At 65.1% G+C, this 26384-nt stretch carries 18 protein-coding genes and 4 tRNA genes; 14 read left to right on the forward strand and 8 right to left on the reverse strand.

Annotation, left to right across the window (positions count from 1 at the left end; genetic code table 11):
• Nucleotides 1-38: 38 nt before the first annotated feature.
• Both ISP25_RS21630 and ISP25_RS21635 read right to left on the reverse strand, forming a co-directional pair.
• The gene (locus tag ISP25_RS21630; protein ID WP_404611624.1) at nt 39-1559 is read right to left on the reverse strand and encodes a mercuric reductase; all 1521 of its coding nucleotides are present in this window, start codon (nt 1557-1559) and stop codon (nt 39-41) included.
• Complete coding sequence (locus ISP25_RS21635; protein ID WP_404611626.1) at nt 1556-2920, reverse strand: glucoamylase family protein; 1365 nt, start codon at nt 2918-2920, stop codon at nt 1556-1558. Before ISP25_RS21635 ends, ISP25_RS21630 begins: the two co-directional genes overlap by 4 nt.
• Before the next feature lie 172 nt (nt 2921-3092).
• On the opposite strand from ISP25_RS21635, the gene ISP25_RS21640 reads away from it, so the two are divergent.
• Both ISP25_RS21640 and ISP25_RS21645 read left to right on the forward strand, forming a co-directional pair.
• Nucleotides 3093-6968, forward strand: coding sequence for a GH36-type glycosyl hydrolase domain-containing protein (locus ISP25_RS21640; RefSeq protein ID WP_404611628.1), 3876 nt, complete (start codon nt 3093-3095; stop codon nt 6966-6968).
• A 343-nt stretch (nt 6969-7311) separates the two neighbouring features.
• Entirely contained in the window at nt 7312-8022 is a 711-nt protein-coding gene (locus tag ISP25_RS21645; RefSeq protein WP_404611630.1) for a hypothetical protein, read from the forward strand.
• A gap of 423 nt (nt 8023-8445) precedes the next feature.
• Here the strand turns inward: ISP25_RS21645 and ISP25_RS21650 are convergent.
• Nucleotides 8446-8535 (reverse strand) — tRNA-Ser (locus ISP25_RS21650).
• Between the two features lie 97 nt (nt 8536-8632).
• On the reverse strand, nt 8633-11005 hold the full coding sequence (gene ppsA, locus ISP25_RS21655; RefSeq protein ID WP_404611631.1) for a phosphoenolpyruvate synthase: 2373 nt from the start codon (nt 11003-11005) through the stop codon (nt 8633-8635).
• A 234-nt stretch (nt 11006-11239) separates the two neighbouring features.
• Between ppsA and ppsR the strand changes: the two genes are divergently transcribed.
• Nucleotides 11240-12055 (forward strand): posphoenolpyruvate synthetase regulatory kinase/phosphorylase PpsR, encoded by an 816-nt coding sequence (gene ppsR / locus ISP25_RS21660; RefSeq protein ID WP_192157664.1) that lies wholly within the window; start codon nt 11240-11242, stop codon nt 12053-12055.
• Between the two features lie 25 nt (nt 12056-12080).
• The gene (locus ISP25_RS21665) at nt 12081-12563 is read left to right on the forward strand and encodes a DUF1249 domain-containing protein (RefSeq protein WP_192157662.1); all 483 of its coding nucleotides are present in this window, start codon (nt 12081-12083) and stop codon (nt 12561-12563) included.
• Between the two features lie 118 nt (nt 12564-12681).
• On the opposite strand, the gene ISP25_RS21670 is transcribed toward ISP25_RS21665, so the two are convergent.
• The 3 genes from ISP25_RS21670 to ISP25_RS21680 form a co-directional block, all read right to left on the reverse strand.
• A tRNA-Asp gene (locus ISP25_RS21670) sits at nt 12682-12758 on the reverse strand.
• Nucleotides 12759-12788: 30 nt separating this feature from the next.
• Nucleotides 12789-12864 (reverse strand) — tRNA-Glu (locus ISP25_RS21675).
• Between the two features lie 10 nt (nt 12865-12874).
• A tRNA-Ala gene (locus ISP25_RS21680) sits at nt 12875-12950 on the reverse strand.
• Nucleotides 12951-13121: 171 nt separating this feature from the next.
• Here ISP25_RS21680 and ISP25_RS21685 point away from each other — a divergent pair.
• From ISP25_RS21685 to ISP25_RS21705, 5 genes are all read left to right on the forward strand, one after another.
• Nucleotides 13122-14891, forward strand: a complete 1770-nt coding sequence (locus ISP25_RS21685; protein WP_192157660.1) for a cation:proton antiporter — start codon at nt 13122-13124, stop codon at nt 14889-14891.
• A gap of 151 nt (nt 14892-15042) precedes the next feature.
• Nucleotides 15043-15831: an FKBP-type peptidyl-prolyl cis-trans isomerase gene (locus ISP25_RS21690; RefSeq protein ID WP_192157658.1), complete on the forward strand. Its 789-nt coding sequence runs from the start codon at nt 15043-15045 to the stop codon at nt 15829-15831.
• Nucleotides 15832-15951: 120 nt separating this feature from the next.
• The gene (locus ISP25_RS21695; protein WP_192157656.1) at nt 15952-17295 is read left to right on the forward strand and encodes a UDP-glucose dehydrogenase family protein; all 1344 of its coding nucleotides are present in this window, start codon (nt 15952-15954) and stop codon (nt 17293-17295) included.
• Nucleotides 17295-17507, forward strand: coding sequence for a SlyX family protein (locus tag ISP25_RS21700; protein WP_192157654.1), 213 nt, complete (start codon nt 17295-17297; stop codon nt 17505-17507). Before ISP25_RS21695 ends, ISP25_RS21700 begins: the two co-directional genes overlap by 1 nt.
• A gap of 150 nt (nt 17508-17657) precedes the next feature.
• Nucleotides 17658-18251 carry a DUF2058 domain-containing protein gene (locus tag ISP25_RS21705; RefSeq protein WP_404611635.1) on the forward strand — a complete coding sequence of 198 codons (594 nt, stop codon included), beginning with the start codon at nt 17658-17660 and terminating at the stop codon, nt 18249-18251.
• A 65-nt stretch (nt 18252-18316) separates the two neighbouring features.
• Here ISP25_RS21705 and ISP25_RS21710 read toward each other — a convergent pair whose 3' ends face one another.
• Nucleotides 18317-20380 (reverse strand): 3-hydroxyacyl-CoA dehydrogenase NAD-binding domain-containing protein, encoded by a 2064-nt coding sequence (locus tag ISP25_RS21710; protein ID WP_404611637.1) that lies wholly within the window; start codon nt 20378-20380, stop codon nt 18317-18319.
• Between the two features lie 183 nt (nt 20381-20563).
• Between ISP25_RS21710 and ISP25_RS21715 the strand changes: the two genes are divergently transcribed.
• The 5 genes from ISP25_RS21715 to ISP25_RS21735 all read left to right on the forward strand — a co-directional run bounded on the left by ISP25_RS21715 (nt 20564) and on the right by ISP25_RS21735 (nt 26313).
• The gene (locus tag ISP25_RS21715; protein ID WP_404611639.1) at nt 20564-21067 is read left to right on the forward strand and encodes a hypothetical protein; all 504 of its coding nucleotides are present in this window, start codon (nt 20564-20566) and stop codon (nt 21065-21067) included.
• The gene (locus tag ISP25_RS21720; RefSeq protein WP_404611641.1) at nt 21064-23277 is read left to right on the forward strand and encodes a putative bifunctional diguanylate cyclase/phosphodiesterase; all 2214 of its coding nucleotides are present in this window, start codon (nt 21064-21066) and stop codon (nt 23275-23277) included. Before ISP25_RS21715 ends, ISP25_RS21720 begins: the two co-directional genes overlap by 4 nt.
• Before the next feature lie 132 nt (nt 23278-23409).
• The gene (rpoE, locus tag ISP25_RS21725) at nt 23410-24030 is read left to right on the forward strand and encodes an RNA polymerase sigma factor RpoE (protein ID WP_192157645.1); all 621 of its coding nucleotides are present in this window, start codon (nt 23410-23412) and stop codon (nt 24028-24030) included.
• Nucleotides 24027-24701 carry a sigma-E factor negative regulatory protein gene (locus tag ISP25_RS21730; RefSeq protein WP_404611643.1) on the forward strand — a complete coding sequence of 225 codons (675 nt, stop codon included), beginning with the start codon at nt 24027-24029 and terminating at the stop codon, nt 24699-24701. The genes rpoE and ISP25_RS21730 overlap by 4 nt, the downstream gene beginning before the upstream one ends.
• 127 nt (nt 24702-24828) lie before the next feature.
• Complete coding sequence (locus ISP25_RS21735; protein ID WP_404611645.1) at nt 24829-26313, forward strand: DegQ family serine endoprotease; 1485 nt, start codon at nt 24829-24831, stop codon at nt 26311-26313.
• The last annotated feature ends 71 nt before the right edge of the window (nt 26314-26384 follow it).

Genomic DNA, 26384 nt, shown 5'->3' on the forward strand with positions numbered 1-26384 from the left:
CGCATATCCGGCGATCCGGCAGCCGTCCGCGGGTCCACTCAGGTCTTGTCCAGCCATCGGGTCAACCGCGCCCGCACCCGTTCGGTGAGGCGCGAGGCACGGTAGGCGTCGGTGGCGGCGCGGATCACTTCGGCCTGCGTAGGGTAGGCATGGATCACGCGCTCAAGCCTGCGCAGGCCCAGGCCGGCCTCCATCGCCAAGGTGAGGCCGTTGATCATGTCGCCCGCGTTGCGGGCCACCACGGTGGCGCCAAGGATGCGGTCGGTGTGGTCCTGCACGTGGATCTTCGCGAAGCCCTCCCGTTCGCTGTCTATCACCGCGCGATCGATTTCGTGCATGGGTACGGTGTAGGTCTTCACGGGAATGCCGCGACGGTTGGCCTCGCGCACGTAGAGGCCGACGTGGGCGATCTCGGGATCGGTGAAGGTGCACCACGGAATCACCAGCCGGCTGAGGCGTTCGCTTCCGCGGAACAGCGCGTTGGACACCGCCAGGCGCGCGGCGGCCGCCGCGGCATGCGCGTATTTGTGTTCCATGCATACGTCGCCGGCGGCATAGATGCGCGGATTGCTGGTGCGCAGGAAGTCGTCCACCCGCACGCCCGAGGCGCGATTGCATTCCACTTCCGCACGCTCCAGGTCCAATCCGTCCACGTTGGCGACATGGCCGATGCCGGTGAGGATCGCGTCCACCTCGACGGTGCTGTGGTAGTTGTCGCTGACCATCTCGACGAACCGCGTTTCCCCCTGGCCGCGCACGGCGGTGATCCGGTTGTTCAGGCGGATGGCGATGCCGTCCCGGGCCAGTGCATCGGAGAGCAACTGCGCGGCGTCGCGTTCCTCGCGCGGCAGGAACAACGGGCGGTCCTGCACCAGGGTGACTTTCGCACCCAGTCGGCAGAACGCCTGCGCCATCTCGCAGCCCAGCGGGCCGCCGCCGATCACCAGCATGCGCGGCGGCAGCGTGGTGAGGTCGAATATGTTTTCGTGGGTGAGGTAGCCCGTTTCGACCAGGCCGGGAATCGCGGGAATGTTCGGACGCGCGCCGGTGGCGATCAGCGCCTTGGCGAAGTGCAGCATCGTGCCGTCGACACGCAGGCAATCGGTGCCGGCAAAGCGCGCCTCGCCAAAAAAAAAGTCGATGCCCGAAGCCACCAATCGCCGCGCACTGTCGTCATCGGCGAGGCGGGCGCGGATGCGCTGCATGCGTTCCATCGCGCGGCCGAAGTCCGGCGGCGCCGTTTCATCGGACACGCGGGCACCATAGCGCGCCGCGTCGCGCAGATCGGCGCACAGGCGTGCGGTACGGATCAGTGCCTTTGAAGGTACGCAGCCGGTGTTGAGGCTGGTCCCGCCGATCTGTGCGCGCTCCAGCAGCGCCACCCGTGCACCTGCCGCGGCGGCGGCCCGCGCAGCGGCTACGCCGGCGGGGCCGGCGCCGATCACCACCAGGTGATAGCGCGATGCAGGTTCCGGATTGCGCCACTGCGTCGGATGCAGGTGCCCGGTGCGACGGAGCTCGACCTCGTCCTGCGGAAGGGAAGGGGCTGCAGTCGTCATCGGCTCGTTTCCGGCGCGACATTCTCCAGCCAACCGCCACGGAAGCCCGCGCGCCGCAGTCCGCGCACCAGCCAGGGATTGCGGCGCATCAGGCGCCAAGGCAAGCCGCTGCGGTGATTCTCTATCATCATCGCCACGATGCCCTGGTCCAGCCCGTAGTGCCCATCCGACACCCAGGGCCGGCCATGGCTGTCGGCCAGTGAGGGATTGAAGCTGGCAGCCAGGCGATCCCCGCTGAGCATCTCCGGGTACTGCGCCAGCATGTGGCGCAGCCCCTGCAGTGCCAGCTGCGGTTCGAATGGCAGCGAGGCCAGTACGGCCGGTGCCGACACGGTGCCGTCGTCCGGGCCGTAAGGAACGCCGCGCGCCGAATAGCCGAACAGGCGATGCGGTTCGCCGCAGGCATCCAGCCGGCCCTCACTGGGGCCGTCGCACGCCGACAGTCCCCAACACGATTCGCCGTAACCCGCGAATCCGTTCGGATTGCGCCGGGCGTATTCGCGCTGCACCAGCGCTGCCCGGCGGCTGTTTTCGAAATAGTCGCAGCGTTTCTCGTGCATGAAGCGGTCGCGGATGCCGCGGAAATCGATCCACGCATGCGAGTAGTGGTGCACGAACAGCGGTCCGGCATAGAGGAAATCGTGGCCGTACAGGTTTTCCCACTGGTAGGTGAGCGTCCACGCGCGGTAACACTCGTCGGTGATGGCATGGGCGGGCGAACCGGCCGCCAGCGCGTACAGCACGATGGCCTCGTTGTAGCCATCCCAGCCGTAGTGCAGGAAGCCGCATTCCGGCTTCCAGCCCTGGCGTATCGTGGACTTGCCGTCCTGGGCCCAGTGCCAGTCCACGCGCAGGTATATCTCGTCCGCCAGCTCGCGCACGTCGCGTTCGGCCGCGGCATCCGTATCGAAGTATTCACGTGCGGTCAGCATGCCGGCAATCAGCATGGCGGTGTCGATCATCGAAAGCTCGCATGTCCAGGTGCGTCCGCCGGTGTGCATGTCGAGGAAGTGGTAGTAGAAACCCTTGTAGCCGGTGGCATCCGGGCGATCGCTCTGCTCGCTGGCGCGAAAGAAGCGCAGCGCCGCCAGGCTGCGCTGGAGCGCTTCGGCGCGCGACATCCAGCCGCGTTCCACCGCAACCGGATAGCACGACAGTGCGAAGCCCGTCACTGCGGTGCTCGACGGCGAGCCTTCGCGCGAGGTGTCCGCCATCAAGCCGTTGTGCGGATTGCCTGCCTGGGTGAAATAGTCGCAGGCTGCGCGCTGCAGGCGGTCGAGCAGAGACTCGTCGTCCAGCGCGTCGAGGGACGGCCGGCCGGCAGCGGCAGAGGCGGGCGTGGCGGAATATTTTTCTGACATGCAGGGCCAGTAGACGTGAACCGCCTTGCAGCATGCCGCAGCCATTGCATGGAGCATGTGTAGAGGACGCCTAGCCATCGCTTTCACGCCACATTTCTGAGCGGGCCGTAGGCTCGGGTTCTTTCTGCATGCGCGGCCTGAGCTTGGCCGTGCGAAGGATCACCGACCGATCATGGCCTCGTCTTCCCGCGTCGCGCATCCCGTCTTGTGGCTTTCCAACGGCCGTCTCGCCAGCTTCGTGAGCGCTGCCGGCACGGGCGGTTGCCAGTGGAACGGGCAGGCGGTCACACGCTGGCGCGGGGATCCCGTTGGCGATCCCTGGGGCAGCTATGTGCTGCTGCGCGACGAGGACAGCGGCGAGGCCTGGTCCACCGCAACGCAACCGCTGGGTGGAGAGGCGCAGGAATTCGCCGTGGAATTCCATGCTTCCCATGCACGTTTTATGCGCTGTCACGGCATGCTCGAAAGCGTGCTGGACGTCGCCGTGCATGGCGATTTGGACGCGGAGCTGCGTCACCTCACCGTGACCAACCACGGTGACCGGTCGCGCGATCTTTCGCTCACGTCGTATGCGGAATGGGTGCTGGGACCGGCCAACGAAGACGCCACGCATCCGGTGTTTTCCAAGATGTTCGTGCAGACGGAATGGGCGGCCGATGCCGGCGCGTTGCTGGTCACCCGTCGTCCGCGCACGCCGGACGAGACGCGCATGTGGGCTGCGCATGCCATGACCCTCGAAGACGGGGCACCGGGCGCCGAGGCACACGAAAGCGACCGCATGCGCTTCCTTGGGCGCGGTCACACGCTGCACGATGCGCTTGCGATGCGCGCGGGCGCGACGCTGTCCAATCGCACCGGCTGCATGCTCGACCCGGTGCTCAGCGTGCGTCGCCGCGTGAAGCTGGCGCCTGGTGAGCACATCAGCCTGTGTTTCTGGACCGCACTGGCCGACAGTCGCGATGGCGTGTTGTCGCTGTTGCGCTCCTTGCAAACCCCGGGTGCCGCCGATCAGGCACTCCGCAGCGCCGAGGCCCGTAGTGCGTCGCGACGTCGCGCGTTGGAGATCGACGAAGAACAGGCCGCGCGCTTCGATGCCCTGGTCGGTCCGATGCTCTATGCAGACATCGCCTGGCGCGCGCCGACGGACGTGCTGGCGCGCGGGCAGGGCGGCGCGCCGGCACTGTGGAGCGCTGGCATTTCCGGCGACCGTCCCATCGTGCTGCTGCGACTGACGACCAAGGCCGCACTTGAACGCGCGCGCGAACTGCTTAAGGCCCAGCGCTACTGGCAGGCCATGCAATTGGGTGTGGATATGGTGTTGCTGGACTGCGCGGACGGTGCTTTGCACGACGTGCTGCAGCCCATGACGAAAGCCCAGACCGAGCAGCTCAAGTCGAAGGATCTCGCGCATGCGCAATGCTTCGCGCTGGACGACAAGACCTTGCAACCGGCATTGCGCGATGGCCTTCGCACCGTCGCGTGCATCGAGCTGGATAGCACCTCACCGTTGCCGGCACCGCTGCGTGGAACGATGAAGGTGGCTGGTGCGCTCTCGCAGCGCGCACATGTTCCGCCGGCACCTGCGCCCTCGTCGACGCAGGCGGCCACGCAGTCGCGCGAATTCGACAATGGTCTGGGCGGCTTCGTGGACGGCGGCCGCAGCTATCAGGTCGAGCTGATCGGCGAACGCTGCACGCCGGTGCCGTGGATCAATGTGCTGGCGAACCCGCAATTCGGCTGCCTGGTCTCGGCCGAAGGCGGCGGCTATGCGTGGTCGCAGAACAGCCAGCAGAACGCCTTGACGCCCTGGCCGAACGATCCCGTCTCCGACACTCCGCACGAAGTGCTCTACCTGCGCGACGAAGATCGCGGCCTGCTGTGGAGCGTCACCGCCGCGCCGATACGCGTGCCTTCGGCGCATTACCGCGTCACGCATGGCAAGGGCTGGAGCCGCTTCGAGCATATTGCGCACGACGTCGAGGTTGAGCTGCTGCAATGCGTACCCACGCACGACACGGTGAAGCTCTCGCGGCTGCGCCTTCGCAACCGCTCGGCGCAGTCACGTCGGCTGTCGGTCACCGGCTATGTGGAATGGGGTTTGAGTGCCAACGGCGTCGCCGGCGCGCCCTTTGTCGTGACCGAACGCGACACCTCCGGCGCCTTGTTTGCGTGCAATGGCTGGCGCGAGGAGTTCGGTACGCGCGTGGCCTTCGTCGACCTGGGCGAAAAGGCGGCCGTCTGCACTGGCGATCGGCTGGAGTTCCTCGGCCTCTATGGCTCGGTGGGGCGGCCGGCCGCATTGCTCGAGCAGGGTGAGCTGTCCGGCCACACGGGGGCGGGATTCGATCCCTGTGGCGCGCTGCAGGCTGTGCTGGAACTGCAGCCGGAGGGAGAGGCCGAACTACTGTTCATCCTTGGCGATGCCGCGTCGCACGAGGACGCGCGCGCACTGGTGCGCCACTATCGGGAGGCGGGCATCGACTACGCACTGGCGGAAGTGCGCGCGCAGTGGGATGCCATGCTCGATGTCGTGCAGGTGCGCACACCCGATCGCGCCATGGATCTCCTGCTCAACGACTGGCTGCCGTACCAGGTGCTGGCCTGTCGCCTGTGGGCGCGCACCGCGTACTACCAGGCCAGCGGCGCGTACGGCTTTCGCGACCAGTTGCAGGACATCATGGCACTGTGCACAAGCCGGCCCGACGTCGCGCGCGAACATCTGCTGCGCGCCGCCGGCCGTCAGTTTCCCGAAGGCGATGTGCAGCACTGGTGGCTGCCGCCCACCGGCAAGGGCATCCGTACCCGCATCAGCGACGACCGCCTATGGTTGCCGTTCGTCGCTGCGCATTACGTGGAAGTCACCGGCGACACGGCCGTGCTCGACGAGTCGCTGCCCTTCCTGAAGGGCGATCCGATCCCGCAAGGTGCATCCGACGCGTTCTATCTGCCCCAAGCTTCCAGCGATTCCGCCAGCGTGTATGAACACGCTGCGCGCGCCATCGATTCAAGCCTGACCACCGGTGCGCACGGCTTGCCGCTGATCGGCACCGGAGACTGGAACGACGGCATGAACAGTGTCGGCGCACAGGGCCGTGGCGAAAGCACCTGGATGGCCTGGTTCCTGATCGCCACCATCGATGCGTTCGTGCCGCTGGCGGAGTCGCGAGGCCAGGACAAGCGCGCCACACACTGGCGCCAGCATGCCGACGCGTTGCGCGGGGCCATGGACGGCGATGCCGGTTGGGACGGCGCCTGGTACCGGCGTGGGTACTATGACGAAGGCACCCCATTGGGTTCGCACCAGAGCGCGGAATGCCGTATCGATACCATCGCGCAATCGTGGAGCGTCCTCGCCGGCGCCAGCGACCGCGCTCATACCGAGACCGCCATGCAGGCCGTGCGTCAACAATTGCTGATGCCTGACGCGGGCATCGCACGGCTGCTTACGCCCCCGTTCGACCATACCGACAAGAACCCCGGCTACATCAAGGGTTATCCGCCAGGTATCCGCGAAAACGGCGGACAGTACACGCACGGCGCCGTCTGGTCGGTATTCGCCCTCGCCAGGCTGGGGCAGGGCAACCATGCCGGCGAACTGTTCGACCTGCTCAATCCCATCCGTCACGCAGACACCGCCGCAGCATTGGAACGCTATCGCGCGGAACCATACGTGGCCTGTGCGGATGTCTATTCGGTCGAGCCCTGGATCGGTTGCGGCGGCTGGACCTGGTACACCGGTTCGGCTGGCTGGCTGTATCGCGCCGGCGTGGAAGCCATCCTCGGCTTCCACCTGCAGGGCAGCCGGCTGCAATTGTCGCCATGCCTGCCGGCTGCGTGGCCGTACCTGGAGATGCGCTACCAACGCCGTGCTTCCGACGGCCTCGTCACCCGCTATGAGATCGGGGTGGACAATCCGCACCGCTGCCAACACGGCATCGCCAGCGCCTCGCTGGACGACAAGGCATTGGCGATTATCGGCGGTGTGCTATGCGTTCCCCTGGTTGATGACGGCGCCATTCATCGCATCCATGCGGTGCTTGGTGCCTGACGCGGTCTCGACGGACGGCCAGAAGTGACTCAAATCAAAAAGGGCTGCATCCTCTGATTTGGTGAAGAGGACGCGACCCAACAACGGCTGTCATATCACGGTGAAACCAGCCTCGATCAGGGCAGGGTGCCGAGGGCGATCAGGGTCGCCGCAAACACCGCCTGCCCTACGTTGGCCATACGCATCGCTTGATCCTCTCGGTGCTGTTGCGGCTAAAGGTTACGCAAAGGCGCGGAAAGCGGACTCCGCGTCGCTCATGCATTAAGAGCAGCGAAGTTGCTTCAGCGGGCTCCGCCAATAATTTCAACAATTTCGACCGCCTGGTTGATGGGACTTCCGGCCCTTGCGCGCACCTGCCGTTGGTCGCGATGATCGGGCGCTTCAACCGGTTGCATTCGATGCTCCGGCAACGCCCACGGGAAGACAAGGCCTGGTTATGGAACTGGAACCTGAGGTACACGCGCACTCGCACAAATCAGGACACAGCCTGGTCGATCTGATGCTGGCCTTGAGCGCGCTGGTGCTCTCCGTCGTTTCGATGATCATCGCCATCGAGAACCATCACGCCATGAAGCAGTTGGTCATGGCCAACTCGTGGCCTTACCTGCGGCACGAATCCAGCAACGTCGGCAGCAGCGGCGACGCGGTGGCGCTACTGGGGCTTACCAATGCCGGTGTCGGCCCGGCCTTGATCGAGAAGTTCACCGTGAGCTATCAAGGAACGCCCATCAAGACCACTACCGACCTGTTGCGCCACTGCTGTGTCAAAGATGCTGGCGATGTCACTGCGATGAAAGCCAACATGATCACCGGCAGCATGAACGGGCGTGCCGTGGCTGCCAGGGAGTCTGCCTATTTTCTGCAGATGAAGAGGCCAGGCGAGGGGCCGATGCTTGACCACTGGAAAGCGCTGGACGATGCCAGGGAGCATGTTTCGGCAGCGGTTTGCTACCGATCGGTGCTCGGCGATCACTGGGTCACCACCAGCGACGACTTCCGGCCCAGACAGGTGGATTCCTGTGATGTGTTGCCCGGGCCGGCCTATCAGGAATAGCGACGGACGCATGGACGGGTTCATCCGGTGACCACTACGAAGTGGCTGAGTTGGGATGCCGGGGCGACCAGGGGCGCCGCATACGCTGAGCTAGCAGTACGCCATTGCTTCATTCTTTTCCCGGTGATGCCTCGCTGTGCCCCGCAGTGCACTGCTCGTCCGTAGCAGCCATTTATGCCAGCGTTAATGATCTTCCCGATCAAATCGCGGACTGACGGTACACCCACGATCCAGCGAGTCTTGGCAGAACCGATGGCGTGTCCGCGGTGCCGGTGTACGGAGGTCAGGTCAGCGAGTTGACGATGGGTGGCACCCATTTGTGGGTCACCACTACGGATGCCGCGGTGACCCCAAGGTGACCCCGACCCCCCAGAAACACAAATCCCAGCGCATGGCTGGGATCGTGTAGGGCTTTGATATTACTGGCGGAGAGGGTGGGATTCGAACCCACGGTACGCTTACACGTACGCCTGATTTCGAGTCAGGTACATTCGACCACTCTGCCACCTCTCCGGAAGCTGTCGCGTGGTCTGCGCGAGCCGGCGATTTTACGTGCTGGCCGGGGCTGTGGCAAGCGCGACGGGTCGGCTTGCCGCGCCTGCCGTGAGGTTTAGCCGGCCTTCTTCTTCGCCAGCCGCAGCCAGGTGTCGACCACGGTGTCCGGGTTGAGCGACACGGACTCGATGCCCTGGTCCATCAGCCATTCGGCCAGGTCGGGATGGTCGCTGGGGCCCTGGCCGCAGATACCGACGTACTTGCCCTTGGCGCGCGCGGTCTGGATCGCCATCGACAGCAGCTTCTTTACCGCCGGGTTCCGCTCATCGAACAGGCTGGCGACGATGGAGGAATCGCGGTCCAGGCCCAGGGTGAGCTGGGTGAGATCGTTGGACCCGATCGAGAAGCCGTCGAAGATCTCCAGGAACTCTTCGGCTAGCAGGGCATTGGAGGGCACCTCGCACATCATGATGACCTTGAGGCCGTGCTCGCCCTGCTTGAGGTGGTTCTTCGCCAGCACCTCGACCACCTTGCGGCCTTCGTCGAGCGTGCGCACGAACGGGATCATCACCCACACATTGTCCAGCCCCATCGTCTCGCGCACGCGCTTGACCGCCTTGCACTCCAGCCCGAAGGCCTCGGCGAAGCTGGGGTCGACGTAGCGGCTGGCGCCGCGGAAGCCGATCATCGGGTTCTCTTCGTGCGGCTCGTAGCGCGAACCGCCGAGCAGGTTGGCGTACTCGTTGGACTTGAAGTCGCTCATGCGCACGATCACCGGCTTCGGGTACACCGAGGCGGCGATGGTGGCGATGCCTTCCGCGAGGCGATCCACGTAGAACTCGACCGGGCCGGTGTAGCCGGCGATGCGTTCGTCGATCTTCGCGCGGGTCTCGGCATCCTGCTTGCCGTATTCCAGCAGCGCCTTCGGATGCACGCCGATGTGGCTGGCGATGATCATCTCCAGGCGGGCCAGGCCGATGCCGGCGTTCGGCAACATGCCGAAATCGAAGGCGCGCTCGGGGTTGGCCACGTTCATCATGATCTTCAGCGGCGCTTCGGGCATCGCGCCGAGATCGGCGGTGACACGTTCGAATTTCAGCTGGCCTGCGTAGATCGTGCCTGTGTCACCTTCGGCGCAGGACACGGTGACGTCGGCGCCATCGGGGATGGTGTCCAGCGCGTTGTGCGTACCCACTACGGCCGGCACGCCCAGCTCGCGCGCGATGATCGCCGCGTGGCAGGTGCGGCCGCCGCGGTTGGTGACGATGGCGCTGGCGCGCTTCATCACCGGCTCCCAGTCGGGGTCGGTCATGTCGGCTACGAGTACGTCGCCGGGCTGCACCTTGTTCATGTCGGCCAGCGAGCGGATCACGCGTGCCTTGCCGGCGCCGATCTTCTGGCCAATGGCGCGGCCCTCGGCCAGCACCTTGCCCTTCTCGCTGAGATGGAAGCGTTCGAGCTGGGTGGCGTGCGCGCGCGACTTCACCGTCTCCGGGCGCGCCTGCACGATGTAGAGCTTGCCGGTGTTGCCGTCCTTCGCCCACTCGATGTCCATCGGACGGCCGTAGTGCTGCTCGATGATCAGCGCCTGCTTCGCCAGCGATTCCACGTCGGTGTCGTTGATGCAGAACTTGCGGCGCAGTTCGGCGGGCGTCTCCTCGGTCTTCACGCGCTCGCCGGGCTGGTTCGAATAGATCATGCGCAACTGCTTGGCGCCGAGATTGCGGCGCAGCACCGCAGGCTTGCCGGCTTTCAGCGTGGGCTTGAACACGTAGAACTCATCAGGGTTCACCGCGCCCTGCACGACCATCTCGCCCAGGCCGTAGCTGCCGGTGACGAACACCACGTCGCGGAAGCCCGACTCGGTGTCCAGCGTGAACAGTACGCCGGAGGCGCCCACGTCCGAGCGCACCATCAGCTGCACGCCGGCGGAGAGGAACACGTTCTCGTGGGCGAAGCCCTGGTGCACGCGGTAGGCGATGGCGCGGTCGTTGTACAGCGAGGCGAAAACTTCCTTCACCTTGTGCAGCACGTCCTCGATGCCGACCACGTTGAGGAAGGTCTCCTGCTGGCCGGCGAAGCTGGCGTCGGGCAGGTCCTCGGCGGTGGCAGAGGAGCGCACGGCTACGGCGATGTTGTCGGCGCCGGCGTCCTTGCACAGCTTGGCATAGGCATCACGGATCGCCTGGTCGAGGTCGGAAGGCAGCGGCGTCTCGGTAACCCACTCGCGGATTTCCTTGCCTGCCGTGGTCAGCGCGTCCACGTCGTCCACGTTGAGGTCGGCGAGGCGCGCGGCGATGCGCTTGGCTACGCCGCTCTTTTCCAGGTACTGCTGGAACGCGTCGGCGGTGGTGGCGAAGCCGCCCGGCACGGACACGCCGAGCTTGGCGAGATTGCCGATCATTTCGCCGAGCGACGCGTTCTTGCCGCCGACCTTGGCAAGGTCGGTCATGCGCAGTTGGTCGAGCCAAAGCACCAGGTGGTTCAAGGCAATCTCCTAGAGGGAAGGGCGATAAAGAGTGGAATGCACGCGCAGCGAAGGCCCGAAGCGGGCTGCAAAGGATTGGTATTGTCCGCTGTCGATGGTGCGTGGCACAAGAAGACCAATGCCAGCCGGCGTCGCGCCAACTGCATACCAGTCAGGCGGCGGTCAAGCGGCGACAGCATCCGGACCTTGCGATATGGTGCGAGACAGACAGATGACACGGCCTTCGGACTTCCCATGCAGCGCACGGTTTTCTTCATATCCGACTCCACCGGCATCACCGCGGAGACGATAGGCAACAGCATCCTCGCGCAGTTCGAGGGCGTGAGCTTCGACAAGCATCGCTTGCCCTTCGTCGACGACGCGGGCAAGGCCGAGGCGGCCGCGCTGCGCATCAAGACGCACTACGCGAAGAGCGGCGAACGACCCATCGTGGTCAACACCCTGGCGGACCGCGCATTGTGCGAAATCGTGGCCTCCAGCGGCGCGTTGATGCTGGACGTGTTCGCGCCCTTCATCGGTCCGCTGGAGGAGGAGCTCGGCGCCAAGCGTTCCGGCGCGGTCAACCGTTCGCACGGTCTGGTGGATTTCGACAAGTACGAGGCGCGCATCAACGCCACCAACTACGCGCTGTCGCACGACGACGGCATGGACGTGGACTACGCGCAGGCCGACCTGATCCTGGTGGGGGTGTCGCGCTCGGGCAAGACGCCGACCTGCCTGTACATGGCCTTGCATTACGGCGTCAGCGCCGCCAACTACCCCTTGACCGACGAGGATCTGGAAAAACTGGAACTGCCTGCACGCCTGCGGCCGTATCGCGATCGCCTGTTCGGCCTCACCATCGAGCCCGAGCGGCTGGCGCAGATCCGCGAACAGCGTCGGGCCGGCAGCCGTTACGCCACGCTCAAACAATGCCGCTGGGAACTGGAGCAGGCCGACCGGCTGATGCGCCAGGCCGGCCTCCCGTTTCTCAACACCACACACGTCTCGATCGAGGAGATCGCGAGCAAGATCTTCGCGAGCTTCGGTATCGAGCGCACCATGTACTGAAGCCGCACGGAGTAGTCAGCGCCCCATGAGTGCCGTACTCGACGATCGCCACAGTCTTCTGCCGGGACGCTTCGAGTTCCTGATGGGGCTGTACGCGGAGAATTACCACCGGCTGACGCGGCTGTTCGCGCCCCAGCAGCTGGCGCCGGGACAGTACGTATCGGACGTGGACGACAGGCTCAACGTGCACCTGTCGGTGCAGGAGCGCCATCCCTACACGCTGGAGCTGGAGCTCACCTACGATTTCGTCGATGCGCACACCGGCCGCCGCGCGCCGTCGGCGCAACTGCGCATGTATACCGACGCCCATGTGGCGGAGGCGCTGCATTGCCATCCGGGACGGCACCTGTGGCAGGTGCTTGGACCGTTCGCGCCGGCGCACACGGTTTTCCAGCATCGCCTGCAGATGAATGGCTTTCTCGCGCGCTGGCTGGAGTATCTGGCGGAGCAGGGGCATTCGGTGGGTACGCTGGAACCGTTCGAGCCACGCGAAAGCGACAGGGTGTAGCGACGCTTCGTAAAAAAAGCAGCCGTGTGCGGCTGTCTTTTGATACTGGCCTTCACGGACGAGTGCACAAATGCACAACAACAAAAAAACCGCCCGAAGGCGGCTTCTTTGTTGTTAGTGGCGGAGCGGACGGGACTCGAACCCGCGACCTCCGGCGTGACAGGCCAGCATTCTAACCGACTGAACTACCGCTCCACTTTGTTTACCAGCGTTGTGAGCCAACCTTGGCGTCCCCACGGGGATTCGAACCCCGGTCGCCACCGTGAAAGGGTGATGTCCTAGGCCTCTAGACGATGGGGACGTGTTTAGGTTGGTGGAGCCAGGCGGGATCGAACCGCCGACCTCCTGCATGCCATGCAGGCGCTCTCCCAGCTGAGCTATGGCCCCGCCGCTGGAAGCCGCAAAGAATAGGCACGGTTCGCATTTCCGTCAAGCTTTTTTTCAACAAATTTTCACGCAAGTGTCGAAGCGCGACGAGGTGCTTCGCGGAGCGCCAAGTGCGACGCATCGAAGACATCGCGATTAAGCTTCGGACCTGGAAGCTGCACAGAGGAAGACATGCACGAGATCGGCTTCATTCGCGACCTCGCCCTGGTGATGCTGGTCGCCGGCGCCACCACGATCCTGTTCCAGCGCCTGCGCCAGCCGGTACTGCTGGGTTACATCCTCGCCGGCGTGCTGATCGGCCCGCATACGCCGGGCATGCTGGTGGCCGACGCGCAAGCCATCGACGACATCTCCAACCTTGGCGTGGTGCTGTTGATGTTCACGCTGGGCCTGGAGTTCAGCGTGCGCAAGTTGCGCGAAGTCGGCATAGGCGTGCTCCTGGTGGCGGTGCTGGAAGTCGGGCTGATGCTGTGGGTGGGTACAGGCATGGGCCGCGCGTTTGGCTGGAAGGGTATCGACGCCCTGTTTCTCGGCGCGATCATTGCGTTGTCCTCCACCATGGTTGCCACGCGCACGCTGAAGGACACCGGCAAGCAGGCGGAGCCGTTCGCGAAGCTGGTGATCGGATTGCTGGTGGCCGAGGATGTGTTGGCCATCGTGATGCTGACCTTGCTCACCGCGTTGGCGGTGGGCGGCAGTGTGCACGCGGGAACCGCGTTCGCAGTGATCGGCCACCTGGGCTTGTTCGTGGTGGTGGGCATGATCCTGGGCCTGCTGCTGTTGCCGCGGCTGGTGGATTACGTGGCCGGCTTCGGTCGCGACGAAACCTTGCTGGTGAGCGTGCTGGGCATCTGTTTCGGTGCGAGCCTGCTGGCGGCGCAGATGGGTTTCAGCGTGGCGCTGGGCGCCTTTATTGCCGGTGCGGTGGTGGCGGAGGCGCGCAGCGTGGGGCGCGTGCTGCATCTGGTCGAGCCGTTGCGCGACATGTTCGCGGCGCTGTTCTTCGTTGCGATCGGACTGAAGATCGACCCGGCCATGCTGTGGCAATACGCGCTGCCGGCGTTGCTGATCGCCTGTGTGGTGGTCGTTGGCAAGACCCTGGCATGCAGCTTCGGCATCCTCGCCCTGGGGCACGACGCGCGCGCAGCGTTGCGATCGGGTCTGGGCATGGCGCAGATCGGCGAGTTTTCGTTCGTGATCGCCACACTGGGCCTGTCGCTGCATGTGACCAGCGACTTCCTGTATCCCATCGCGGTCGCGGTCTCGGTGCTGTGCATGGCGGCCTCGCCCTACCTCAACCGGTCGTCCGATCGTGTCGCCGATGGTCTGGCGCGCATCGTGCCGCGACCGCTGCACGTACTGCTGGACAGCTACAGCGGCTGGCTGGAAAACCTCGGGCCGGTGAACGAGAACGCCGCGTTGGCGGCGATGTTCCGGCGCCTGTTGTGGCACATCGCGATCAACGTGTTGCTGGTGGTCACGTTGTTCGTGATCGGTGCCTACGTGAATGCGCACGGTTGGGACTGGTTCTCGCGGTTCGGCATCCAGCGCGACCTGCGCCACGCGCTGATCTGGGCTTGCGCATTGTTCCTGTCGCTGCCGATGCTGATCGCGGTGTATCGAAAGGCCGAGGCACTCGGCATGCTGCTGGCCGAGTTGGGCATACGCGAGCGCTACACGGGTGCGTACACGCATGCGATCCGCAAGGTATTGGCGCGGATGATCCCCTTGGCCACGCTGTTCGCGCTGGCATTGCTGGTCGGTGCACTGGGGTCGGCGATCCTGCCGCCGCGCGGGGTGGCGCTGTCGCTGCTGGTGGCGCTGGTGGTGCTGGCGGTAGTGCTTTGGCGCACGCTCGTTAAGCTGCACGCACGCTTGCAGGCGGCCTTGAAAGAGACGCTGGACAAGCCGGAGCCGCCAGCGCCCGAACATTCCCCCTGAATTCCGGGGCTGCTGAACCTTTTCCCTGCTTGATTGTCGCAACTGCACCCGATTGCAAGCCCGGCGCGGGAACCCCACAATGGGCGACCATGCCCCTGCAGTAGGGGCCCGGCCGGCGGCACCGGCATATCCAAACACGAGGGAGTTCCGAATGAAGCATTTTCTGCGTCCTACGCTGACGGCGGTGGCGATGACCGCGGCGCTGGGCCTGTCGGCGGGTGCGTTCGCCGCCCAGACAACCGCCAAAGCGGCTAGCAGTGCCCCTGGCACGGTCGACAAGGCCAAAGCCAGCTACGTGGTGGGCTACCAGCTGGCTGGGCAGATTCCGGAGCCGATGCGCGCCGAGCTCGACCCCAATGCCGTGGCGAACGCGGTGAAGGCTGCGCTCTCCGGCCAGAAGCCGACGATGACCAATGCCGAGGCCGAAGAGGTGATGAAGCCCTTCATGGCCAGGGTCAAGGCCAATTACGAGGCCGAGCGGGCACAGGAGGCAGCCAAGAACAAGGCTGCAGGTGATGCCTTCCTCGCCAAGAACCGTACCCAGCCCGGCGTGAAGGTCACCGCCTCGGGCCTGCAGTACCAGGTCATCAGCCAGGGCACCGGCGCCCGCCCGGGCCCGAGCGACACCGTGAAGATCAACTACACCGGCACCCTTATCGACGGTACCGAGTTTGACGCTTCGTCCAAGCACGGCGATGCCCCGGCCGAAATCCCGCTGAGCGGCGTGATCCCGGGCTTCCGCGAAGGCCTGCAGCTGATGCAGGTGGGCGGCCATTACAAGCTGTACATCCCGGCGGGCCTGGCCTATGGCGCCGAGCCGCAGCCGCCGATGCAGCCCAACGAGACGCTGATCTTCGACGTGACGCTGGTCAGCACCAAGCCCACTCCGGCTGCCCCTGCCGGCAATGGCGGTCCCGGCGGTGGCGACAGCGGCCAGTAAGCGCTGTTGCTCAGTCCATGGCGAGAGGGCGCGAAGCGATTCGCGCCCTCTCGCTTTCCCGTTGCTGTAACCATCGCGCGTTAGAATGCGCGCTCGCGTTTTCCGGGAATCGACCGCACGATGAAAGTCACGATCTTCGGTACCGGCTATGTCGGCCTGGTTACTGGTGCCTGCCTTGCCGAGATGGGCAATCACGTGGTGTGCGTCGATATCGACGCGGGCAAGGTCGACCGGCTGGCGCGTGGAGAAATCCCGATCTACGAGCCTGGCCTTGAGCCCATCGTCAAGCGCAACCACGCGGACGGCCAGATTGATTTCACCACCGACGCCGCGGCCGGCATCGCGCACGGCGACATAGTCTTCATTGCGGTGGGCACGCCGCCTGACGAGGACGGCAGCGCCGATCTCAAGTACGTGCTGGGTGTGGCCGGGACCATCGGCCAGCACCTGGAGCGCCATGCCGTGGTGGTGAACAAATCCACTGTGCCGGTGGGCACGGCCGATCGCGTGCGCGAGGCGATTGCGGCGGAACTCGCGGCGCGCGGTGTCGGTGTCGAGTTCGACGTGGTCTCCAACCCCGAATTCCTCAAGGAGGGGGACGCGGTGGAGGATTGCCTGCGTCCGGACCGCATCGTGATCGGCAGCTCCAGCGCGCGTGCGGTGGCCTTGCTGCGCAAGCTCTACGCGCCGTTCAACCGCAACCATGAGCGTATCGTGGTGATGGACGAGCGTTCCGCCGAACTGACCAAGTACGCCGCCAACGCGATGCTCGCGACCAAGATCAGCTTCATGAACGAGATCGCCAATATCGCCGAACGTGTGGGTGCCGACGTGGAGCAGGTGCGCCAGGGTATCGGCGCCGATCCGCGTATCGGCTATCACTTCATCTATCCGGGCGCGGGCTATGGCGGTTCGTGTTTTCCCAAGGATGTACAGGCGCTGGAACGTACCGCGCGCGGCGCGGGTTACGAGGCGCGCCTGCTCGGCGCAGTCGAGGCGGTGAACCGCGACCAGAAGACCAAGCTGTTCGAGCTGATCGCACGCCACTTCAATGGCGATCTGCGCGGCCGGACCATCGCCCTGTGGGGACTGGCCTTCAAGCCGAACACCGACGACATGCGCGAAGCCTCCAGCCGCCGCCTGATGGAAGCGCTGTGGGCGGTCGGTGCCAACGTGCAGGCTTTCGATCCCGAGGCGCGCGGCGAAACCCGGCGCATCTACGGCGAGCGCGCTGATCTGGTGTTGTGCGAGCATGCGTGGGATGCCTTGCAGGGCGCCGATGCCTTGGCCATCGTTACCGAATGGAAGGCCTTCCGCAGCCCGGATTTCGCGCGCATCCGCGCCGTGCTGAAAACGCCGGCGATTTTCGACGGCCGCAACCTTTACGACCCGGCGACGGTGGAGGAGGCGGGCCTCGCGTATTACGGTATCGGCCGCGGTCGCAGCCTGCAGGCGGTGCGCTGATGGACGCCATAGAACAGCGCCTTGCGGATCTGGAGGTGCGGTTGACCTTCATTGACGATACCGTGCAGGCTCTGGCCGCCGCGGATGCCGAACAGGCGATGCGCATCGTCGAACTGGAGCGGCTGCTGCATCTGCTGCGGCAGGAGTTGCAGAGCGTGCGCCTCGGTTCGGCTTCCGATCCGCACAACGAACCGCCGCCGCCGCATTATTGATACATGTCTCCAATGACGACCAACCTTTGATTCCCGTGATCGTGGATGGTCGGAAAATTGAAAAGTGCGGCGAGGAAGGCCGCCCATACGATCTCCGCGATCATGGATGGTCGCAATTGAAAAGCATCGAGCATCACTGGAACCACGAGCATGAGCGAATCCCTGCGCGATCAGCTGCTGAAGAGCGGCCTCGTCAAGCAAATCCGCGAGGAAAAGCGCGGCAACGAGGGCAAAGGCAGGCCGACTGGCAGGCCTCAAGGTCATGGCGGAAAGCCGCAGGGTCATGGCGGAAAGCCGCAAGGCCATGACGGAAAGCCGCCGTCTTCGCGCCGCAACCAGGAAGAGATCGATCTCGCCAAGGCCTACGCGATCCGGGCGCAAACCGAGGCGAACGAACGCAAGCGTGCCCAGCAGGAAGCCGAGGAACAGGCGCGCGCGCGCCGTGAGCGCAAGCAGAAGATCCAGCAATTGCTGGACGGCAAAGTCTTGAACAAGGCCGAGACCGATCAGGTACGCAACTTTGAATACGGCGGCAAGATCCGCCGTATTCACGTCGATGCTGCCCAACTGGTGGCGCTCAACGCCGGCGAGCTGGCCGTGGTGCAGCAGGCGGGACGTTATCTGCTGGTTGCCCGCGAAATCGCCGAGCAGGTGCGGGCGATCGACGAACATCAGCTGGCTTTGTTGATAGATCCGAACGCTGCCCGCGACGACGACGGTGTGCCGGACGATCTGGTTTGGTGAACCGCTGGCGCTCGCAAAACGCCCGGCCATGACCGGGCGTTTTGCGTCTTGATGCGGGCCGTCTTTCAGACGAAGTCGGTGACAGCCACCAGGGCCGGATGATCCCAGCCTTCCTTGGGCGTGAAGCGGGCGCCGTGGCGCTGCGCCAGTTGCTCCAGCTTTGCCCTTACCTTGTCCGCGCCCTCGCTGCGCACGTACTGGATCGGGCCGCCACGGAACGGCGCGAAGCCGGTACCGAAGATCACGCCGGCATCGAGCAGGTCGGCATCGTCCACCACGCCGTCGGCGAGGCAGGCGACGGCCTCGTTCACCATGGCCAGAATCATGCGATCCGTGAGGTCGGGCGCGGGCTGGTAGTCGGGATCGACCTCCGGTTTGATGGGTTTGCCTTCCTGCCACACGTACAAGCCCTGGCCGTCCTTCTTGCCGCGCTTGCCGGCATCGAGCTTTTCCTCCAGGCCAGGCGGCAATTCCAGACCGAGGAAGGGTGACAGCTCCTTGCCCACCGAGGCGCACACGTCCAGACCCACAGTGTCGGCGAGTTCGATCGGTCCCATCGGCATGCCGAATTGCGTGGCTGCCTTGTCCAGTACCGGGCCGGGCACGCCTTCGTTGTACAGGCGCAACGCTTCCAGCAGGTAGGGCACCAGGATGCGGTTGACCAGGAAGCCGGGCGTGCCTTTCACCGCCACCGGCAGCTTGCCGATGGCCTTGCAGAAGGCCAGTGCGCGCCTCTCGATGGCGGGATCCAACGTGTCGTGGCGCACCACTTCCACCAGCGGCATCTGCGCTACCGGGTTGAAGAAGTGCAGACCGAGGAAACGTTGCGGCGCCTTGAGTTTCTTGCGCAGCTCGTCCAGCGGAATGCTTGAAGTGTTGCTGGCGAGGATTTCGTCGTCCTGGAATTGCGGCTCGATGGCAGCGTACAGCGCCTCCTTGGCCTCGGCATTTTCGTAAATCGCCTCGATGGCGAGGTCGGCGTCCTTTACGCCGACGCCTTCCACATCGGCGCGCAGTCGGCGCGTGGCGGCCTCGATCTTCTCCGGCGTCTTCAGCTTCTTTTCGTAGAGCTTGAATGCACGATCCAGCGCAGGCTGGACGAACTTCATCTCGCGATCCTGCAAGGTCACGTCGAAGCCCTTGAGCGCTGCCCACGCTGCGATGTCGCCACCCATCACGCCGGCGCCCACCACATGTACGTGACCGATGCCATGCTCGGCGCCGGTGCCTTGATTCTTCAGCCGCTCCTGCAAGAAGAAGATGCGGATCAGGTTGCGCGCAGTGGGCGTCTGCGCCAGTTTCGCCACCGAGCGGGCTTCAAGCTTCAGCCGTTGCTTGATGTCCCCGCCGCCACGCTGCCACACATCGATCATTGCGAATGGTGCCGGGTAGTGTTCCCTGCGCACCTTGGCTGCTGTCTGCTTCATCACCATCGGAGCGAGTATCTGCCGCGCCGGCCATGAATTGGTGAGCCACGCTTTGGCCCGTCGCGCGAACGGACGTGCCTGCGGACGGCGCAACAATGCGCGCGCTTCGGCCAGCAGCTCGTCGGGCGGTGCCACGCGGTCGATCACTCCCAGCGTCAACGCGCGCCGGGCCGACGAGGCGTTGCCGGTAAGCATCAATGGCAGCGCCTCGGGTGCGCCAATCAGTCGCGGCAGGCGTGCCGTACCGCCCCAGCCGGGATGGATGCCGAGCATCACCTCGGGCAGGGCGATCCTGGTTTTGTCGTCGTCTGCGGCGATGCGCTGCCTGCAGGCCAACGCCAGCTCGGTGCCTCCGCCCATGCAGGCGCCATGGATCGCGGCTACCGTTTGACAGGGCAGTTGGGCCAGGGCATCGAACACGCGCTGGCCGTTCTCGATGCTCTCAAGCACGCTGCCTTGCTTGGCGTACTCCACGAATTCCTTGATGTCCGCCCCCACCGCAAAGCCGGCGACCTTGGCAGAATGCACGATCACGCCTGCCGGCCTTTCGATGGCCAGTCGCTCGACGATCTGGCCCAGCTCGTCCAGCACGGCGCGGCTGATCGCATTGACGCTGCTGCCGGCGCGGTCGAGGCCAAGCATGACGATGCCGTGCTCGTCCAGGCTCGTCTTCCAGTGGTTGAAGCGCAGTCCTTCGAACATGGCCGGAGTGGGGTGGTGGTGGGAACCCGAACCATACCGTTCCGTGTGGTGGAATGCGAGATGCACCCCCGAATGTGAAGCGGTTCGCCATTCGCGGCACCGGCCAATGCGCAGAATGGGCATAAACCGTGGAGAATGCAGGGTGACGCCGGTTGCCGGCGCCGGATTACCCAGGAAACCGCGATGACATCCTTGATGCGCATGCCCATGCCGTCCTCCGGTCATGACGTGTTCGAGCGCATCCTGGCCGCGCCGGCCGGGGTGGTGGCTCTGCGCAGCCGCGATGGCGAGGCCTTGCTGGAGCAGTTCCGCAGTATTGCCAGGCATAGCGGGCAGGCGGTCTACCTCTGGCAGCCCGGGCAGGGACTGTCCAGCCTGCGCGATGCCTATGCGAGGGTTCCCGATGCGCAGCGCCTCGGCCAGGCGCTGCGCTACATGCAGCAGAGCATGCATTTCGGCATCTACCTGTTGCAGGAGGTGGAGTTGCCTTTGGCTGCGACCGATCTCACCTTGCTGCGGCAACTGGCGCGCGCCACCACTGGGCACCTGCGTCGTGTGGTGCTGCTCAATGCGCCGCGGGCTCTCGTCGAACAGTTGGGCGACCAGATCGCATGCGTCGATGGCGAGCCCGAGGCGCCTGCGCGCCTGCGTTTGCGCGATGGCCGCTGGTTGAGTGGGCAGGCATGAGCGAGGGCATCCTTGTTCTCGCCGAACGGCGCGATCTGCGCCGCCGCCTGTTCGACGTGTTCGACCAAGCGGGCTGTCGGCACATCCACAGTGCGCGCGATGCACAGCACGCGGCGATCGTGCTGGAAGGGCGGCAGTCGCTCGACCTGATGGTGGCCGTGCTCGGCGACGACGCGGCGCAGGCCCGCCAGTGCTGCGAGCAACTGCGCACGCTTAAGGCCTGCGAAGACGTCCCTCTGTTGGCGGTGCTCGACGAAGGGGCATCGTTGCAGCCAGCGCAGTTGCCCGGCGATATCGCCGGTTGGCTGCATGCTGCGCAGATAGAGACCGAGTTGTTGATGCGCTGGAAGCAACACCCGCCCACGGTGTCGATGGCGCGTCCTGCGCCAGCTCCCGGCGCGGCGGAGAAGGCACTGGCCTTGCTCGCGCGCATCTTCGCCACCGGCGGCGGTGGCGCCACCCGGGATGCCACTGCGCGGTTGCTGTTCGACGAGATGGCGCTGGATTACTTCGCGGTGTGGCCGCTGCGCAAGGACGGCGGCGAGTTCCCGGTGCCGCTGCTGCAGCTGTGGAACGGAACCGAGCCAGCTTGGCCGGCGGTCGAGTCGCAGGCGCTGCTGCAACACGTGTTGGCCGGCGAGCCGGTGCTTTGCCGCAGTGACGCGCAACAACGGGTGCCAGACGACCCGCTTCTGCCGTTGCTTGGGCTGTCCGGTTTTGTGGGCATTCCATTGCTGGACGAGCGTAGTGTGGTGCTGGGCGCAATGCTGGCCGGCACCCGACGTGGCTTCGGCGACATGGCCATCGTCGAACCGCTGCTGCGCTGCGCGGCGGCACGCTTCGCGCAAGGGCTGGAACTGGGCCTGACCCGCGAGCAGGGGCGGGCCGAGGGCTTGATCGACGCACTTACCGGCTTGCCGAACCGGCTGCTGTTCGCCGATCGGCTGGAATCCATCCTGCGCGAAGCCGTGCGCAATGGTGAATGCTTTGCCGTGCTGTTCGTGGACCTCGACCACTTCAAGGTGATCAACGACACCCATGGCCACGCCGCCGGCGATCAGGTGTTGCAGGAGATCACCCGTCGACTGCGTGGCAGCGTGCGCGCGTCCGACACGGTCGCACGCTATGCCGGCGACGAGTTCACCGTGGTGGTGCGCCACATCGTGAAGAGCGATGACGTGCAGCGCATCGCCGAGAAGATCCTGCAGACGGTGGCCGAGCCGCTGCAACTGGAAAATGGCGTGTATCTGCAGGTCGCTGTGTCGATCGGCGTGAGCTTCTTTCCCGATGACGCATCCGATGCGGAAACCCTGCTGAAGCACGCCGATGAGGCGATGTACGCGGCCAAGCACCAGGGGCGCAACGCCTATCGCATCTACGAAGTGAGCCCGGAGTACGCGCGCGAGCATGGCATGGCGTTGCGCTCGCGCCTGCGTCATGCGTTGGGCAACGGCGAACTGCGGCTGGTCTACCAACCGCAGGTGGACACCGGCAGCGAGGACATCGTGGGCATGGAGGCGCTGCTGCGCTGGGAGCACCCCGACCTCGGGCCGATCAGTCCTGCGGTATTCGTGCCGCTGGCCGAGGAAACCGGGCTGATCGTGCCCATCGGCGAATGGGTGCTGCGTACCGCTTGCCGGCAGGCCCAGGAATGGGAGCAACGTTACGGGCTGCGCCTGCGTCTGGGCGTGAACCTGTCTGCGCTGCAGCTGATGGAGCCCAAGCTGCCCGCCACGGTGTTCCGCGCCTTGCAGGAAACCGGCCTCGATCCCGCGCTGCTGGAGTTGGAAGTCACCGAAAGCATCAGCATCAAGGCCGCGCCGAACCTGGTGGAGAACCTGCAGGCGCTGCACCGCATGGGCTGCGGGATCGCGATCGACGATTTCGGCACTGGCGCCGCTTCGCTGGACTACCTGCGCAAGCTGCCCGCCGATCGCATCAAGGTCGATCAGAGCTTCGTGCGCAACATCGGCGTGGATCCGGACGACGAGGCCATCGTACGCGCCACCATCGAGATGGCGCACCGGCTCAAGCGCACCGTGGTCGCGGAGGGCGTGGAAACCGAAGCGCATCTTGCCTTCCTGCGCGAACAGGCTTGCGACGAACTGCAGGGTTATCTGTTCTGCCGGCCGCTGCCGGTGGTGTCCTTCGAACGCTTGCTGGCCGAGCGCCAGCAGTTAATGGGTTTGCCGACCGCCGTACCGGCTTGAGCCGGCTGCGCGTCGTCCCCATGCTAGCCATGCGTCAGCAAGGAATCGCTAGACTTGGCGGCAACGCTGAACTTGCGTGCTTGATTCCTGTCTGACAGCGCGCTCGATCTGGCATAGGCTTCGCAGCGGGACATGGCATTGACGACGGAAACGGCCCGTACGGGCGAAAACGAAGTGGATCGGGCTCTGGTCGAACGCGTGCAGGGCGGCGACAAGCGTGCTTTCGACCTGCTGGTGCGCAAATACCAGCACAAGGTGGTGGGGCTGGTTTCGCGTTATGTGAAGAGCCATGCCGAATGCGAGGACATCGCCCAGGAGTCCTTCATACGCGCTTGGCGGGCGATCGGCTCGTTCCGTGGCGACAGCGCGTTCTACACCTGGCTCTACAAGATCGCGGTGAATACGGCCAAGAACCATCTGGTGGCGATGGGCCGTCGGCCGCCCACCGACGATATCGATGCCGAGGAGGCCGTGTTCCTGAGCGGTGCCGAACGCATGCACGACAGCGCCACCCCTGAACGCGAATTGATGCGGCAGGAAATTGAACGTTCGGTATTTTCCACTGTCCAAGCCCTGCCCGAGGAACTGCGGGTGGCCATTACGCTGCGCGAGGTGGACGGCTTGAGTTACGAGGAAATTGCCGAACAAATGGGCTGCCCCATCGGCACGGTGCGTTCGCGCATCTTCCGGGCCCGTGAGGCGATCGACGAAAAATTGCGCCCGTTGTTGACGGGTGGCGAGGAAACGACATGAACCAGCCTGACCAGCACGCGCGTGAACATCTTTCGGCCGGCATCGATGGCGAGCTGGCGCACGAGGAACTGCGCTTCCTGCTGCGCCGGCTTGACCACGACATCGAGCTGCAGCGCACTTGGGTTAGCTATCACGTGGTTCGCGACGGCTTGCGCCGGCAGTTGCCGCCACTGGCCGGATCAGGCTTCGCCTCGCGGGTGATGTTGGCTATCGAGCAAGATTCCGTGGCAGTCGCGGTTGCGGCACCGCGACATCATCGTTGGTTGCGGTGGTCGGCTGGTGGCGCCATTGCCGCCGGTGTGGCCGCCGCGGCGTTGATGGTTTCCCAGCCTGCCGGCAATGCTGATCGGCATGCGGCCCCGCTCACTGCCCGGGCTACGGCTGGTGCCCCGGCGCACAGCCTGCCGACCACGGCGCCACAGCCCGAGGTAGCGGTGGTACCGCAGTGGTTGAGCGGCAACACACCTGGCCTACTCAGCCAGCAGGCCTCGGCCACCTTGGGTGCGCCGGCCAGTTCCCGTTTCTCGCCTTACGGCAGCAACGCTTCGCCATTTCCCGTGCAACGCTACCGCACGCTGGATAACCACGATGGCAGTTACCTGATCCTGCTCGATCCGGCCCAGCAGCCGGCGCCGAATGCCCTGCGCCAGGGTACCGTCAGCGCGCAGTAAGGCCGGTCCGCGTGTCCGCTGCGCAGTCGGATCGCCGTTCCAAATGTCTTCACCCACACACGGCCCGATCCGGGTCGCGGGTGAGGCATGCCTGTTCCATTGCCCGAGTTCAACCAAAGGAGGAGTCATGCATTCGTCCATCCTGCGCAGCACCCGCTTGAGCATACTGCTGTGTTGCGCCTTGGCCGGCACGGCCTTTGTCGTGCCTGATGCGCCGGCCCAGTCTGCCCCGTCCACGGCTTTGTCGCTGCCCGATTTCACGGGCATCGTGCAGAAGAACGCGCCTGCCGTGGTGCAGGTGGAGGCGAAGTACGATGGCCACGACAAGCCAAGCGTGCGTGGCCGGCAGGGGCAGGGCGGCATGCCGGACGACCCGCAGGCCGAGATCCTTCGCCGCTTCTTCGGCATGCCGATGATGCCGTCGCCGGCGGAGCAGGCGCACACGTCGCTGGGTTCCGGTTTCATCATTTCCGGCGATGGCTACATCCTTACCAACAATCACGTCGTTGCCGACGCGGACAAGGTGATCGTGCGCCTGCAGGACCGGCGCATTCTCGACGCCAAAGTGGTGGGTACCGATGCCACTTACGACATTGCCCTGCTCAAGGTGAACACGAGCAGCAGTCTGCCCACGGTGAGCATCGGCGATTCGCGCAGCCTCAAGCCCGGCCAATGGGTCTTGGCGATGGGCTCGCCGTTCGGCTTCGACTACACCGTGACCCAGGGCATCGTGAGCGCGGTGGGCCGCAACCTGGGCAGCCAGGACCAACCCTACACCTCTTTCATTCAGACCGACGTACCGATCAACCGAGGTAATTCCGGCGGTCCGCTGTTCAACCTGCAGGGCCAGGTAGTGGGTGTCAATTCGCAGATCTACTCCAGCACGGGGGGATACCAGGGCGTGGCGTTCTCCATCCCCATCGACGTTGCGATGAGTGCGGTGGATCAGCTCAAGACCAAGGGGTACGTGACACGCGGCCAGCTCGGCGTGCAGGTGTCGGCGGTGAGTGACGACATGGAGAAAGCCTACAAATTGCCGGATGCCTCCGGCGCAGCGGTGGCGGATGTCACCTCTGGCGGCAGTGCCGACAAGGCGGGTATCCAGAACGGTGACATCATCCTTAATTACAACGGGCAGGCCATCCACGATCCTGCGGATTTGCCGCCGCTGGTCGCCATGACCAAGCCGGGCACCCGGGTGCCCTTGGAGATCCTGCGCAACGGCAGCAGGAAGACCGTGCAGGTCACCGTCGGTGCGATGGCGCGTGACAAGGATTCGGTAGACAGCAGCGGCGCCGCGCCAAATCCAGGCAGCAGCGGCTCCAGCATGCTGGGCATCACCGTACAGTCGTTGGACGATGCCACACGCAAGCAGGCTGGCCTGAAACCTGGGCAGGGCGTGTTGGTGGGCGATGTCACGGGCGATCTGGCAGCGCAGGCCGGCCTGCAGCCGGGCGACGTGATCCTGATGGTGAATCAGCAGCCGGTAGGCAGCGTAGAGGCGTTCCGGGCCGCCACCAAGGACGTGAAGGCCGATTCCACCGTGCTGCTGCTGGTGCGCCGCAATGGCCAGAACGGCTTCATCGGCCTGACAGTGCCGGGCGGCAAGTGAGGGTGGCGCGCGCGCCGGCTTGATCGGCCGGTGCGCCTCGCACCACCACGGTTCCATGCGACAATAGGGGG

The organism is Rhodanobacter hydrolyticus (assembly GCF_044904645.1).